Source organism: Micromonospora sp. NPDC049529, assembly GCF_055586685.1.
Genome location: NZ_JBVJHT010000020.1, coordinates 1 through 13640, shown reverse-complemented (window position 1 = coordinate 13640; position 13640 = coordinate 1). Strand labels below are relative to the sequence as shown.

The window sequence follows — 13640 nt, the reverse complement described above, 5'->3', positions numbered from 1 at the left end:
CGGAAACACGGTCAGACACGGCAGCGGGTGGTCGAGTAGAGGTGGCTGTCGGGGAAGGTCGCGGCGGTGAGGACGTCGCCGACGATCACGACGGCGGTGCGGACGATGCCGGCCGCGCGTACCTGCTCGGCGATGTCGGCCAGGGTGCCGCGCAGGACCAGTTCGTCCGGTCGGCTGGCGCGGGCGACCACGGCCACCGGGCAGTCCGGCCCGTAGTTCGGGACCAGTTCGTCGACCAGTTCGGTGATCCGCTGGACGGCCAGGTGGAGCACGAGGGTCGCCCGGCTGCGGCCGAGGGTGGCCAGGTCCTCGCCCGGCGGCATCGGGGTGGCGCGGGCCGCGGTCCGGGTGAGGATCACCGTCTGACCCACCCCGGGGACGGTCAGCTCCCGGCCCAGCGCCGCCGCCGCCGCGGCGAACGCGGGCACTCCGGGCACCACCTCGTACGGCACGCCGTGCGCGTCCAGCCGGCGCATCTGCTCCGCCACCGCGCTGAACACCGACGGGTCACCGGAGTGCAGCCGGGCCACGTCCAGGCCGGCGGTGTGCGCGGCGAGCAGTTCGGCCACTATCTGGTCCAGGTCGAGGTTGGCCGTGTCGACCAGCCGGGCGTCCGGCGGGCAGTGGTCGAGCAGTTCCGGCGGGACCAGGCTGCCTGCGTAGAGGCAGACGGGTGCCGCCGCCAACCGGTCCCGGCCCCGGACCGTGATCAGGTCGGCGGCGCCGGGACCTGCGCCGATGAAGAAAACCGTCATGTTCGTGTCACCGTCCACTGGGTTACCGGCAGCATCGGGCGCCAACCGGTGAAGGTGCCGACCGGCGCCGCCCGCTGGACCGCCAGTCGGATCAGGTCGCCGCCGAGCCGCTCGTAGGCGTCGGCGACCACCCGCTCCGACTCCAGGGTGACCGCGTTCACCACCAGCCGTCCGCCCGGCCGCAGCGCCTGCCAGCACCGGTCGAGCAGGCCGGGCACGGTCACCCCGCCGCCCACGAAGACCGCGTCCGGTGGTTCCAGTCCGGCCAACGCCTCAGGCGCGGCACCGCGTACGACGACCAGCTCCGGAACGCCGAGCGCGGCGGCGTTCCCGGCGATCCGGTCGGCCCGGGCCGGCTCTCGTTCGATCGCCACCGCCCGACAGGACGGGTGCGTACGCAGCCACTCGATCGCGATGCTGCCGGCGCCCCCGCCGACGTCCCAGAGCAGTTGACCGGGGATCGGGGCCAGTCGGGCCAGCGTGACCGCTCGGATCTCCCGCTTGGTCAACTGCCCGTCGTGGTCGTACGCGTCGTCCGGAAGACCCGGCACCGGCGGGCGGGCGGCGGCGTCCGGGGCGGCGTGGCAGTGCACCGCGACGATGTTGAGCGCCCCGGCGGTGCCGGTCCATTCGGCGGCGCCGCCGGTACGGATCCGTTCGTCCGGCCCGCCGATCGACTCCAGGACGGTCAACGCACTCCCGCCGTAGCCCCGGCCGGTCAGCAGGTCGGCGACCGCCGCCGGGGTGCGCCCGTCGGCGCTGAGCACGAGCAGCCGGCGCTCCGGGTGCACGAACCGGTGCAGCCGGTCCACCGCCCGTCCGACCAGGCTCACCACCTCCACCTCGTCGGCGGGCCAGCCGAGCCGGGCGCAGGCCAGCGAAACCGACGACGGGTGGGGCAGGACCCGTACCCGCTCGGGTCCGAGCAGCCGGGTCAGCGTGCCGCCGACGCCGAAGAACATCGGGTCACCACTGGCCAGTACGCAGACCGCCCGGCCGGCGTGGGCGTCGAGCAGACCGGGCAGCGCCGGCAGCATCGGCGACGGCCAGGCGATCCGTTCCGGACCGGCGGGGTCGTCTCCGCGAGCGGGGACCGGCGACGCGTCCGCCCCCGCGACGTCGGGCCGGGCGGACAGGTTGGTGGGGAGCAGGGCGAGTTGCCGCGAGCTGCCCAGTAGCACCTCGGCCGAACGGATCGCGGCGCGGGCCGGGCCGCTCAGTCCGGCCCAGCCGTCCGCGCCGATCCCGACCACGGTCACCACGTCCGTCGTCGCGGGCGAGCGCTGGTCAGACATTGCCGAGCACGCGGGTGACCCGGATCTCGATGACCACCCGCTCCGGGTTCGGCCTCGGCTGCCGGTAACGCTCGGCGTAGCGGCGTTCGGCGTCGGCCACCGACGCGGCGTCGTCGCGGATCACCGCGTGTCCTTCGAGGGTCGACCAGCGGCGGCCGTCGACCTGGCACACCGCGACCGGGCCACCGGTCGCCGCCAGGTGGACCACCTTGCGGGAGGTACGGGAGGAGATCACCCGGGCCAGACCGGTTCCGGGGTCGAAGGTGACACCGACGGGCACCACGTGCGGGGTGCCGTTGGGCCGAATGGTGGTGAGCGTGCACAGGTGCCGCTCCCGCCAGAACTGCCCGAGCGCACCATCGCCCGGCTCGATCCGGTGGTCCACCTTCCCGCCGGTCCGCTCCGTCATACCGTCTCCTCGCTGTGCTGATCCCCGCTGTGCTGATCCTGGCCGGTGACCGCCCCGGCCCGGTGGTGACGGTACGTGACCGGCTCGCCGGTCGGGGCGGCCACCGCCACCGTGGCCGTACCGTCGGTCTGCTTGCCGACCAGCAGGACCGGCTCGGCACCGGTGTCCCGTACGGCGCGCAGGGCGGCGGCCTCCGCCACGCTCGGCGTACCGACCGCCGCCTCGACCAGAGGCGACGGATGCGGCACCGGCTCGCCGGCCAGTTCCTCGGCCGGGTAGCCGAGCAGCGGCCAGCCCCGGCGGGCGGCCACCTCGACCAGGGCCGCGTCCACCGCTCGCCGGTCCACCGTCGCCAGCGCGGTCACCCGGTCCGGGTCCAGCCCGTACCCGGCGAGCGTCGCGCCGATCAGCGTGTCGAGGTCGTCGGCGCGCACCGTCGACCGGGCTCCGACGCCGACGACCAGCGGCCCGCCGACGATCAACGACACGCGGCCACCAGGTTGCGCGCCAGCGACGGCTGACCGGCCCAGTGCAGGTGCAGGTACGACGCGTGCACGCCCCCGGCGACGAAGCCCTCCGGGGCGGCGTCCCGCCAGGCCCAGGCCGGTGCGTGACCCGCGCGCGGGGTGATCGTGGTGCGGTGGAACTCGTGCCCGGTGACCCGGGTGCCGGTCGGCGCCAGCACGCTGTCGGTCAGCGCGACCGCGTCCCGGTAGCCGAGGGTGAGCTTGCCGGTCATCACCGCCTCGGCGTCCAACACCCCGCACATCGGGGCGCCGTCCAGGCTGCGGCAGAGCCAGAGCAGGCCGGCGCACTCGGCGGCGATCGGGGCGCCGGACGCGGCGAGCCGGGCCACCTCGGCGCGGAGCGGGGCGTTCGCGGTGAGCTGTTCGGCGTACACCTCGGGGAACCCGCCGCCGACGACCAGGGCGGCCGTGCCGGCGGGCAGCGCCTCGTCGTGCAGCGGGTCGACCACGGCCACCTCGGCACCGGCGGCGTGCAACAGTTCGGTGGTCTCGGCGTACCCGAAGCTGAAAGCCGGACCACCGGCGACCGCAACCACCGGGCGCGGTCCGGTCACCGCGACGGTCGGCGGCTCCCACGGCCGGGCGGCCAGCGGCGGCGCGCTGCGGGCCACCGCGAGTACGGCGTCCAGGTCGACACTCTCGGTGATCAGGCTGGCCAGCGCGGCGACCGATTCGAGCGCCTCGGCCCGCCGCTCCACCGCCGGCACCAGACCGAGGTGGCGGGACGGGGCGGCGATCACCGCGTGCCGGCGCAGCACTCCGAGCACCGGTGTGCCGACCTCGGCGCAGGCGTCCCGGAGCAGTTGCTCGTGCCGGTCGGAACCGACCCGGTTGAGCAGCACCCCGGCGATCCGGATCGCCCCGGTGGCCGCCGAGCCGAAGGACCGGAAGCCGTGCACCAGGGCGGCGACCGAGCGAGCCTGGGCGGAGGCGTCGACGACCAGCAGTACCGGGGCGTCGAGCAGGGCGGCCACGTGCGCCGTCGAGCCGAAGTCGCCGGCACCGACGCGCCCGTCGTACAGGCCCATCACACCCTCGACCACGGCGAGGTCGGCGCCGGTCGCGCCGTGCGCGAACAGCGGCCCGACCAGGTCCTCGCCGACCATGACCGGGTCCAGGTTGCGACCGGGCCGGCCGGCGGCGAGCGTGTGGTAGCCGGGGTCGATGTAGTCCGGCCCGACCTTGAACCCGGCCACCCGCACCCCGCGCGCGGCGTAGGCGGCCAGCAACCCGGTCGCGACCGTGGTCTTGCCGTGTCCGGAGGCGGGTGCCGCGACGACCAGTCGGGGAACCGTCACCACTCGATGCCCTGCTGGCCCTTGCGGCCGGCGTCCATCGGGTGCTTGACCTTGGTCATCTCGGTGACCAGGTCGGCGAGGTCGACCAGGTCCGGGTGGGCGTCCCGGCCGGTGATCACCACGTGCTGGTTGCCGGGCCGGTCGCGCAGGGTGGCGACCACGTCGGCGATGTCGATCCAGCCCCACTTGATCGGGTAGGTGAACTCGTCGAGCACGTAGAAGCGGTACGCCTCGGCGGCCAGGTCACGCTTGATCTGGGCCCAGCCCTCGGCCGCCTCGACGGCGTGGTCACGCTCGGTGCCGGGGCGCTGGATCCAGGACCAGCCCTCGCCCATCTTGTGCCAGACGACGCTGCCGCCCTGGCCGCTCTCGCCGAGCGTACGCAGGGCGGTCTCCTCGCCGACCTTCCACTTCGGGCTCTTCACGAACTGGAAGACGGCGATCGGCCAGCCCGCGCTCCAGGCCCGCAACGCCATCCCGAACGCGGCGGTCGACTTGCCCTTGCCCTGACCGGTGTGCACCGCCGTGACCGGCTGACGGCGCCGCTCCCGGGTGGTGAGGCCGTCGTCGGGTACCTGCTCCGGCTTGCCCTGAGGCACGTCAGGCCGCCTTTCCGAGAGTGTGCAGCGCGTCCAGCGGGACGCAGTCGGCGTCCAGCGCGGTGGCCAGCCGTCGGGCCAGGCCGAGCCGGATCGGTCCGGCCTCGCAGTCGACCACGACCGAGGCGATGTCGGCCAGCGACGGCACGACGGTCAACGGGTCCGGCCCGCTGGTCGCCCGGCCGTCGGTGACCACGACCAGCAGCGGCCGGCGCCGTGGGTCGCGACGCCGCTCGGACTCCAGGGTCCGGGCCGCCTGACGCAGCCCGGCGGCGAGCGGGGTACGGCCACCGGTGCGCAGTTCGGCCAGGCGCAGCACGCCGACCTCGTGGCTGGCGGTCGGTTCCAGCACCGTGCTCGCCCCGGTGCCCCGGAACGTGATCATGCCGATCTTGTCCCGCCGCTGGTAGGCGTCGCGCAGCAGCGACAGCACGGCGGTCTTGACCACCCGCATCCGGCGGCGCGCCGCCATCGATCCGGAGGCGTCGACCACGAAGAGCACCAGGTTCGCCTCCCGACCGACGTGCACCGCCTCGCGCAGGTCCGCAGGCGTGACCGTGCGGGCACCGCGTCGGGCCGTGGCCAGCAGGGTGGCGGGCAGGTGCAGGCTGGTCAGCCGGCCGGTCGGCAGCCGGGACCCGACCACCCGACCCCGCCGGGCGTACGCCGGGGAGCGGCGGCCGGTGTGCGCGCCGGTACCCCGTCCGCGTACGGCCAGGGCACGGGTCCGGTACGGGCTGGTCGCCGCGACCGCCGGCTGGTTTCCGGCGGACGGCTGTTCCTTCTGCTGCTCATCCGTCCGCTGCTCCGGCACCGGCTGCTCGTCCGGGCCGGTCTGCTCCGGTCCGGTGGCCGGCGGGGGCGACCCGTCGGGCCGGTCGGGCGTGTCCGGGCCACCGTCGGGGCCGCCCGGTGGCGGACCACCGGCTGGTGGCTCGGGCGGACCGTCGGACGGGCCGCCGTCGGGATCGTCGTCCGGTCCGGCCGGCGGTTCGGGCTCCGGATCGTCGTCGGCGGCGTGCTCGCGCAGCAGTTCCTCAAGCTTGTCCTGGTCGGCGCCGGGCGGGTCGAGCGGGTCCCGGCGGCGGCGGTGCGGCAGGGCGAGCCGGGCGGCGGCGGCCACGTCGTCGGCGGTCACCACGTCCCGGTCGTGCCAGGCGGCGAGCGCCACCGCCGTACGGGCCACCACGATGTCGGCGCGCAACCCGTCGACGCCGTAGCCGAGGCAGATGGCGGCGATCCGGTCCAGTTCGTGATCGGGCAGCCGTACCGAGGGCAGCCGTCGGCGGGCGACCGCGATCCGCCCGGCGAGTACGGCGTCCTCGTCGACCCAGCGCGCCGCGAAGCCCACCGGATCCGTCTCGTACGCGAGCCGCCGGCGGACCACCTCGGCCCGGGGTGCCGTCTCGCGGGGCGCGGTCACCGCGACCACCAGCCCGAACCGGTCCACGAGTTGGGGACGGGGTTCGCCCTCCTCCGGGTTCATCGTGCCTACGAGCAGGAACCGGGCGGCGTGCTTGACCGACACCCCGTCCCGTTCGACGTGTGCCCGACCCATGGCGGCGGCGTCGAGCAGCAGGTCGACCAGGTGGTCCGGCAGCAGGTTCACCTCGTCGACGTAGAGCACTCCCCGGTGGGCGGCGGCGAGCAGCCCCGGTTCGTACGCCTTGATCCCGTCGGCCAGGGCGCGTTGCAGGTCGAGGGTGCCGACGACCCGGTCCTCGGTGGCGCCGACCGGCAGCTCGACCAGGGTGGCGCGGCGCCGCTGGCCGCCCGCCCCCGGTTCGTGCGGGCCGTCCGGGCAGTCGGTGTCGGGGTTGGCCGGGTCGCAGGCGAACCGGCAGCCGGGCACCACGTCGACGTCGGGCAGCAGGGCCGCGAGGGCCCGGACGATGGTCGACTTGGCGGTGCCCTTCTCGCCCCGGACCAGCACTCCGCCGATCGCCGGGGAGACCGCGTTGAGCAGCAGGGCAAGTCGCAGTTCGGCCAGACCGACGACGGCGGAGAACGGGTACGGCGGGGTCATCGCCCGCTCAGGCGTGCAGCCATGCTCAAGTCCCTTCCGCGGGTATCCACGCCCGCGTGTGGCTGGGTGTCACCGAGCGGTCGGAGTCTCCTGACTCCCGGATCGACGCTTCCCCCCGACCTTCCGGCCGCTCGGCCGTGGCCCGTACGTGAGAGGTCACTCCCCGGTCACAGTGGCGGGACCGCCCCGGATTCGCACCGGGTTCCTCCGCGCACCGCTCGTGCAGGCCATGCTGTCCCACGGACCGCTCCGTCGTCAACGTGACCGCTCCGACCGCGCCCCGGCGGACCTGCGGGTGGGCGCGTCCGTCGGCGCCGGTATCGGGAAGATCACCCCACGGGTACGGTGCCCGGACGGCTCGGCCGCCGGAGCACTAGATTGACGTGGTGGCGGCTGAGGCGGCGGGGCTGGAGCGGGCCCGGCAGATCGCGGACGAGGTGCTGCTGCCGGCCGCGCTCTCGGTCGACCGGGCCGAACGGGTGCCGACCAGCCAACTCGACCTGCTCGCCGCCGAGGGCTTCTACGGTGTGGCGGCCGGTGGTCGGGACACCACCGTCGACCTCGGTGCCCTGGTCGAGACGTTCGCGAGCGGCTGCCTGGCCACCACCTTCGTCTGGTTGCAGCATCACGGCGCGGTGCGCGCGGCGGCGAGCAGTGAGCGCCCGGGTGTGCGGGAGACCTGGCTGGGACCGCTGAGCCGGGGTGAACGCCGGTCCGGCATCGCCCTGGCCGGGCTGCGTCCCGGTCCGGCCCCACTGCGGGTACGCCGCACCGACGACGGTTACCTGCTCGACGGCACCGCCCCGTGGGTCACCGGCTGGGGTCTGGTCGACACCCTGTACCTGGCCGCCCGCGACGAGGACGACCTGATCCACTATTTCCTGCTCGACGCCACCCCGGCCCGTGGCCTCACCGTGCACACGCTCGCGCTGGTGGCGGTCAACGCGAGCCGTACGGTCGACGTCGTCTTCACCGGGCACCGGGTGCCGGCCGAGCGGCTGGTCGCCACCGAGCCGTACGCCGAGTGGGCCCGTACCGACGCGTCCGGTTCGGCGTTGAACGGGTTCCTGGCGCTCGGGGTGGCGAACCGCTGCCTGCGGTTGCTCGGGCCGGGGCCGCTGGACGCCGTACTCGAATCCTGTCGCGCGGACCTGGTCGCCGCCGAGCCGGGCGATGTCCCGGCGGCCCGTGCCGCTGCTGCGGAGCTCGCCCTGCGGGCCGCTGCGGCGCTGGCCGTGAGCACCGGCAGTCGTGCGGTGCGCACCGACCAGCATGCCCAGCGCCTGGTCCGGGAGGCAACGTTCCTGCTGGTCTTCGGCTCACGGCCGGCGATCCGGGACGCCCTGCTGCACCGGCTCACCGGGTACGCAGCGAGCTGCTAGTGCCGTGACCACGATCCTTGGCCGGGTCCGGTGACACGCCGACCGGCGTTCGTGGGGTTGGTGGTGTCCGGCGCCAGGCTGTCGGGATGGCAGCACCTGTTCGGGCGCGCAGCTCAGGATGACGAGGCGTCCTGGACACAGTAAGGCCACCCGCACCGGCTCCCCGCAGCACCTGCTCGGTGCCCGGCCCGCCGGCGAACTGGACCACGGCGAATGTTCGTGGTCACGGCACCAGGGCCACGCGACCGGCTGGCGGTGACGGTGACATCCGCCGGTATTGACGGGTCCGGGCTGTCCGGATGGTCGATCATAAATCGGTGACCGTGGATCTATGATGGCCGGGCAGGTTCGTCACCCCTCCGGAAGGACTCGCCATGCCCCAGCCGCTCCGCCGCCGGCTCACCCGCCTCGCGGTTGTCGCCGCCGCGGCGGCAGCCGTCGGCTTCACCGTCCAGCCGGCCCCGGCCGCCGCCGTGAAATTCGATTGGAACGGCTATTTCGTGACCTACGACGAGTGCGAGCTCCACCGCATCGATGCCAGCTACTGGGGTGAGGTGAGCGGCAACTGCGAATACCGCACCCTGCCCAACAGCGAATACAACGGCTGGTACTTCCGGGCCTGGCTGCCGGGGTAGGACCGCCGCGCCGGATCAGGTGGCGGCAGCGTGCGCCGGGCTCGCGCGTCCCGCCCTGCCGCCACCACACCTCATACACCTGGTCCGGTGTGTCGCCGGACCAGGCCAACGATCGTGGTCACACCACTAGCCGCAGTGGATCGGTCCCCACCGCTCCTCGGCGAGGTTGCGGTACACGACGTAGACCAGGATGCACCGGTCGGCCGTCCCGGTGACCTGGGCCGGGCCGGCGTAGTACTGGAAGTTCCCGAAGTCGCGGTCGAAGTCGAGCGGTTCACACGGGTTACCCGCGTTGCCGGTGGGGCACTTGCCGATGAAGACCTCCATGTGCTCGGACTTGTCGCGGTTGAGGTTCTTCTGGGCCCAGACGCAGTTCGTTCCCCCGTTGGCGCTGGAGTAGGAGATGAACACGGAGATCGCGCCGCCGTAGGCGTCACGGTGCGGCGACAACTCGGTACCGGCACAGGTGGCGCGGGGGCTCAGCTTGGTGTGCGCGGACGCGGGCGAGCCGGTCACGGCGAGCGTCGCCGCCACCAGGACCGTGGCGAGGATCGCTCCGATCAGGGCGCGGGTCCTGGACCGGCGGATCGCGAAGACCATAGAAAATCCTTCCATGAGGGACACATTCATCCTCACTATTACACAAACGATCTCCACGCCGGTGATGGTGGTTCTGTCACAAAGGTCACTCACCGTCCGATGGACGGTTCACAATCCACTCGCGTTCAGGCTTCCATCGGTTCATGATCTTCGGAATGGGGCACCCCGAGGCGCTACCCGCCCACCTCCCCATGGATCCGTCCGGCCCGGATACACCTCGGGGGCACGCCATCATTGGGACCAGCGCCGCCGGGCGTCCCGATCATCGAGGTGCTGCACCGGGTACGACCCGGAAGACAGACCGTTCGAGGTCACGAGATTCACACTCCGGGGCGACCTGAACGGCCTGGACTACGAGATGCCGATCGAGGACTGAGGCGAAGCACCGGATGAGCCGCGGAAATCTCACAAGACTGGCCCTACTCGCCCTGATCTGGGGTTCCGGCTTCCTATGGATCAAGCTGTCGCTGCGCGGGTTCACCCCGGTCCAGATCGTCCTTGTCCGTCTTCTGCTCGGCGTCGCGGTACTGGGGCCCATCGCCCTGGCACGCAGGATGCCCTTTCCGGTCGGTTACGGAATCTGGGGACACCTTGTCGTCGCGGCGCTGCTTGCCAATGCGGTTCCGTACACACTTTTCGGCATCGGAGAACAGACGATCGGCTCGAACGTCGCCGGGGTCCTGAACGCGACCACACCATTGTGGACGGTGCTGGTGGCGGTCCTGGCCGGTACGGATCGGGCGATCAGTCTCGGGCGCGGCGCGGGCATCGCGTGCGGCTTCGCCGGAACGGTGCTGATCTTCACACCGTGGGAAGCGGCGGGTGATGTCGCGAGCTGGGGCGGGCTGGCCTGCCTTGCCGCATCCGCAAGCTATGGCATCAGTTACGTCTACATGGGCCGACATCTCGCCGGACGGGGCATCTCTCCGATCATGCTCTCGACCTGTCAGCTCGCCGCCGGGGCCGCTCTACTCACGGTCGCCCTGCCCTTCGGTGGACTGACCGTGCCGGACTGGGGCGTGGTGCCCGTCAGCAGTCTCGTCATACTCGGCACGATCGGGACCGGGGTCGCCTACGTGCTGAACTATCGACTGATCGGCGATCTCGGGTCAACGGCCGCGTCCACGACCACCTACCTCCTTCCGGTCGTGGCGGTGCTGCTCGGCGCCCTCGTCCTCGACGAACCCGTCACCCTGCCGATGGTCGCCGGCACGGTCCTGGTGCTGGCGGGAATCGCACTCGTTCAACGCCAGGTCAGTCTGCCCAACGCACCGCTCGCACACCCTTCCTGATCCGTACCCGCCCTCTCAACGCTCGACTACCACGTACCGGTCGAATGACCAGCGCGTTGATCATGAAGTTAGCGCGGAATCCGTGGCTGGAATCCGCGCTAACTTCATGATCAACCGGGTGGGGCGGGGGTGAGGGAGGTGGGGTGGGTGGGGAGGCCGGGGGTTTCGGTGTCGATGGCCAGGAGGGCGCCGTCGAGGTGGTGGCGATTGGTGATGGCGTGGTGGGCGGTGGTGACGAACAGGCGGGTCAGGTTCGGGCCGCCGAGGCAGACGCTGGTCGGTTGGGCGGCCGGTAGGCGCAGTTCTCGCTCCGGGGTGCCGTCGGGGCGGTAGCGGCGGACGGCGTACCCGCCCCAGAGGGCGATCCAGAGGTGGCCGGCGGCGTCGACCGTCATGCCGTCGGGCATGCCCTCGGCGGCGGCGAGCCGCAGGAACGGCTCCCGGCCGGAGAGGTCGCCGGTGCGCGGGTCGACGGTGAACCGGTCCACCTCGCCACGAGGGGTGTCGGCCAGGTACATGATGGTGCCGGTGGCGTCGAACGCGGGCCCGTTGGCGATGGTCAGGCCGGTGACCACGGGCAGTGGCGTACCCGCGCCGGTGTACCGGTAGAGGGTGCCGGCGCCGGGCGTGCTGTCGTACGCCATGCTGCCGGCCCAGAAGCGGCCGTACGGGTCGGCGGTCGCGTCGTTCATCCGGGCGGGTACGGGATTACCGCTCTCCAGGTCGGCGATCTGCCGGTAGCCGTCGGTGCCGGTGAGCGCGGCGATTCCGGTGCCGGTGGCGGCCAGCCAGTCGCCGGGTTGCCCGGCGATCGGTGCCACCGCGCCGAGCGGGGCGTCCAGCCGGCGGAGTTCCCGCAGCGGCGCGGGGGCGTCACCGGTGGTCTCCAACAGCCGGCCGGCGAGCAGGTCGACCAGAACCAGCCGACCGTCGACCCAGCGGGCGCCCTCGCCCAACTCGAACCGGTCGTCGCTCCACGGGGTCGGCTCGGTGAGCCGCATCGTCGCCTCCAGGGGTGGTCGGTGGACCGGGCATACGCGGGCGAATCAGATTACGGCGCCGCCGGGCGCGTCATCGAAACGTGGCGCCGTACACACAGGACGTCCACTGTGGTCGGAAAGACGGTCGCCTCCGACCGGCGCACCGACTGGCCCGTCGAGTTGCGCGCGGATGTGAACCGGCAGCGGGACGCGGCGTCGTCGACAGTTTGCCGGAGACCTGTTTGCCCGGTCCGGCGTGGCGGTCGGTGGCGCGCGATCGTGGCGGTCGGTGGCGCGCGATCCCTGTCGGGGGCCCGTGCGGGTGTGGCTGTTCGCACCCGCCGCCGGTCGAACGGGCCCACCGACAAGATGCCCGGTGAGTGGACCACGGGACGGGGTCGCGGGGCGGCCGGGGCGAAGTGAGCACGAACGCGTACCCGCGCGCGGCGGAGCGGGCCGCCGGGGCGAGCGGTGGCGTCCGGACGGGCCGTACGCGGGATGCGCGACCGTCCTCACCAGGTGATCCTTCCGAAGCCGCCGATCCGGTGGGACGGACGGCATCCGGTGTCCCGACCTCCCTTGTGATCGTGCGGAGAGCCGGGCGGCCGGGCCGTTTTGGCCGCGAATCGCCCGGCGAGTCCCTTGGAGATTGCCCCGAATAGAGACCAATATAGGTGGTTTGAGTCGGCAATCGGGTAGGAATCCGCGACGTTCCGTCAAACTCGTCGTTGGTATGGGTGAGTCGGCTCACCTGAAGAAGCGATCAATCCCGTGAGCGCCTAGCGTCCGGAGCGGCCCTCATTACGGCCGAAGCACTTCCATACCGTTTCGCCCGGTACTTCGGGCCCGCGACCGGAACCTCGGTGGCGCCGTCCGAGATACGCATGAGAGCACCGGGCCGACATTGGAGCGATCCTGAACGTACGGCATCCGCTGCATCGATTCGCAGCCGGTACCACCGTCCTGACCGTGACCGCCCTCTGGCTTCCGCCGGCAGCCATCGGGGCCCGACCCGATCCGGAACCCGCGACAGTCAAGACCAGCGCCGCTCTGGAGGCCTCGACGGAGGCCCGACTGCTCGCCGCCGAACGCGCCGACCGCGCGCACCGGCTACCGATGATTCCACCGGCACCTCCCGCCACCCCGGTCACGGCGACGACGCCGCCCAAGGTGAAGGCGAAGGCGACCAAGGAGAAGGCGAAGACCCCGAGCCGGGGTACGGCCGGCACGCCGAAGCGTACGACCCCGAACACCGCACCGGCGCGGAAGAAGTCCACCGGCAGTCCCAAGCCGGGCACCACCGTGAAACCCCCGTCCGGCGCCGCCGGCACGGTCGTCTCGTACGCGCTCGCGCAGGTCGGCAAGCGCTACGTCTACGGTGCGTCCGGCCCGAACAGTTTCGACTGCAGTGGCCTGGTCGCGGCGAGCTACGCCCGGGTCGGCATCAGGTTGCCGCACCAGAGCGGCGCGATCGCCAGCCGCGGTAAGCGTGTCCCGGCCGGACAGTGGAGGCCGGGCGACGTCATCTACACACCCGGTCACGTGGCTATCTACCTGGGCAACAACAGGATGGTCGCGGCGACGAAGCCCAGCACGGGGGTACGGATCGGCACCGTTCGGGGCGGAACCGCGTACCGGTTCCTGTAGGACCGGACCGCCGGGCGGCGCATGCCGGCGACCGCCGGTGAGCCGACCGGTTAGACGGACAGATCGGTAAGACGAACGGACACGTGGTGGGGGGGGGGGGGGGGGGGGGTGGGGCGTCCCCCCTTTCCCACCCCCAAAACCAAAACAAAACCCCCCCCCCCACCCCCGACCAGAGGTCGTCCGAACCGAAAGCAC

The 13640-nt window shown here is 72.6% G+C and carries 13 protein-coding genes and 1 riboswitch; of the genes, 4 read left to right on the top strand and 9 right to left on the bottom strand.

Annotated elements, in window-relative coordinates; translation table 11 throughout:
- Positions 1-11: 11 nt before the first annotated feature.
- Genes cobM through ACZ6QQ_RS29315 form a run of 7 tightly spaced genes read right to left on the bottom strand, consistent with a single transcriptional unit; the run spans position 12 to position 6909 of the window.
- Positions 12-755 (bottom strand): precorrin-4 C(11)-methyltransferase, encoded by a 744-nt coding sequence (cobM, locus tag ACZ6QQ_RS29345; RefSeq protein WP_465880658.1) that lies wholly within the window; start codon positions 753-755, stop codon positions 12-14.
- Complete coding sequence (gene cbiE, locus ACZ6QQ_RS29340) at positions 752-2050, bottom strand: precorrin-6y C5,15-methyltransferase (decarboxylating) subunit CbiE (RefSeq protein WP_465880657.1); 1299 nt, start codon at positions 2048-2050, stop codon at positions 752-754. The genes cobM and cbiE overlap by 4 nt, the downstream gene beginning before the upstream one ends.
- Positions 2043-2459 (bottom strand): PPOX class F420-dependent oxidoreductase, encoded by a 417-nt coding sequence (locus tag ACZ6QQ_RS29335; protein WP_465880656.1) that lies wholly within the window; start codon positions 2457-2459, stop codon positions 2043-2045. Before ACZ6QQ_RS29335 ends, cbiE begins: the two co-directional genes overlap by 8 nt.
- Complete coding sequence (locus tag ACZ6QQ_RS29330) at positions 2456-2947, bottom strand: cobalamin biosynthesis protein (RefSeq protein WP_465880655.1); 492 nt, start codon at positions 2945-2947, stop codon at positions 2456-2458. Before ACZ6QQ_RS29330 ends, ACZ6QQ_RS29335 begins: the two co-directional genes overlap by 4 nt.
- Positions 2938-4287 carry a cobyrinate a,c-diamide synthase gene (locus ACZ6QQ_RS29325; protein ID WP_465880654.1) on the bottom strand — a complete coding sequence of 450 codons (1350 nt, stop codon included), beginning with the start codon at positions 4285-4287 and terminating at the stop codon, positions 2938-2940. The genes ACZ6QQ_RS29330 and ACZ6QQ_RS29325 overlap by 10 nt, the downstream gene beginning before the upstream one ends.
- Positions 4281-4883, bottom strand: a complete 603-nt coding sequence (gene cobO / locus ACZ6QQ_RS29320) for a cob(I)yrinic acid a,c-diamide adenosyltransferase (RefSeq protein WP_465880653.1) — start codon at positions 4881-4883, stop codon at positions 4281-4283. The genes ACZ6QQ_RS29325 and cobO overlap by 7 nt, the downstream gene beginning before the upstream one ends.
- 1 nt (position 4884) lies before the next feature.
- Positions 4885-6909 carry a VWA domain-containing protein gene (locus ACZ6QQ_RS29315; protein WP_465880651.1) on the bottom strand — a complete coding sequence of 675 codons (2025 nt, stop codon included), beginning with the start codon at positions 6907-6909 and terminating at the stop codon, positions 4885-4887.
- Positions 6910-6992: 83 nt separating this feature from the next.
- Positions 6993-7117, bottom strand: a riboswitch (cobalamin riboswitch).
- 178 nt (positions 7118-7295) lie between these two features.
- On the opposite strand from ACZ6QQ_RS29315, the gene ACZ6QQ_RS29310 reads away from it, so the two are divergent.
- Positions 7296-8291 carry an acyl-CoA dehydrogenase family protein gene (locus ACZ6QQ_RS29310; protein WP_465880650.1) on the top strand — a complete coding sequence of 332 codons (996 nt, stop codon included), beginning with the start codon at positions 7296-7298 and terminating at the stop codon, positions 8289-8291.
- Between the two features lie 374 nt (positions 8292-8665).
- Positions 8666-8926, top strand: a complete 261-nt coding sequence (locus ACZ6QQ_RS29305; RefSeq protein ID WP_465880649.1) for a hypothetical protein — start codon at positions 8666-8668, stop codon at positions 8924-8926.
- A 126-nt stretch (positions 8927-9052) separates the two neighbouring features.
- Here the strand turns inward: ACZ6QQ_RS29305 and ACZ6QQ_RS29300 are convergent, their stop codons facing one another.
- Positions 9053-9526, bottom strand: coding sequence for a hypothetical protein (locus ACZ6QQ_RS29300; RefSeq protein ID WP_465880648.1), 474 nt, complete (start codon positions 9524-9526; stop codon positions 9053-9055).
- A 389-nt stretch (positions 9527-9915) separates the two neighbouring features.
- On the opposite strand from ACZ6QQ_RS29300, the gene ACZ6QQ_RS29295 reads away from it, so the two are divergent.
- Positions 9916-10818 (top strand): DMT family transporter, encoded by a 903-nt coding sequence (locus ACZ6QQ_RS29295; RefSeq protein ID WP_465880646.1) that lies wholly within the window; start codon positions 9916-9918, stop codon positions 10816-10818.
- A gap of 110 nt (positions 10819-10928) precedes the next feature.
- Here ACZ6QQ_RS29295 and ACZ6QQ_RS29290 read toward each other — a convergent pair whose 3' ends face one another.
- Positions 10929-11819 carry an SMP-30/gluconolactonase/LRE family protein gene (locus ACZ6QQ_RS29290; protein ID WP_465880645.1) on the bottom strand — a complete coding sequence of 297 codons (891 nt, stop codon included), beginning with the start codon at positions 11817-11819 and terminating at the stop codon, positions 10929-10931.
- A gap of 948 nt (positions 11820-12767) precedes the next feature.
- Here ACZ6QQ_RS29290 and ACZ6QQ_RS29285 point away from each other — a divergent pair.
- The gene (locus ACZ6QQ_RS29285; RefSeq protein WP_465880644.1) at positions 12768-13445 is read left to right on the top strand and encodes a C40 family peptidase; all 678 of its coding nucleotides are present in this window, start codon (positions 12768-12770) and stop codon (positions 13443-13445) included.
- Positions 13446-13640: the final 195 nt, after the last annotated feature.

Coding starts and splice junctions, on each gene's coding strand:
- cobM (WP_465880658.1), bottom strand. CDS start 755: ATGACGGTTTTCTTCATCGGCGCAGGTCCCGGCGCCGCCGACCTGATC.
- cbiE (WP_465880657.1), bottom strand. CDS start 2,050: ATGTCTGACCAGCGCTCGCCCGCGACGACGGACGTGGTGACCGTGGTC.
- ACZ6QQ_RS29335 (WP_465880656.1), bottom strand. CDS start 2,459: ATGACGGAGCGGACCGGCGGGAAGGTGGACCACCGGATCGAGCCGGGC.
- ACZ6QQ_RS29315 (WP_465880651.1), bottom strand. CDS start 6,909: ATGACCCCGCCGTACCCGTTCTCCGCCGTCGTCGGTCTGGCCGAACTG.
- ACZ6QQ_RS29305 (WP_465880649.1), top strand. CDS start 8,666: ATGCCCCAGCCGCTCCGCCGCCGGCTCACCCGCCTCGCGGTTGTCGCC.
- ACZ6QQ_RS29300 (WP_465880648.1), bottom strand. CDS start 9,526: ATGGTCTTCGCGATCCGCCGGTCCAGGACCCGCGCCCTGATCGGAGCG.
- ACZ6QQ_RS29295 (WP_465880646.1), top strand. CDS start 9,916: ATGAGCCGCGGAAATCTCACAAGACTGGCCCTACTCGCCCTGATCTGG.
- ACZ6QQ_RS29290 (WP_465880645.1), bottom strand. CDS start 11,819: ATGCGGCTCACCGAGCCGACCCCGTGGAGCGACGACCGGTTCGAGTTG.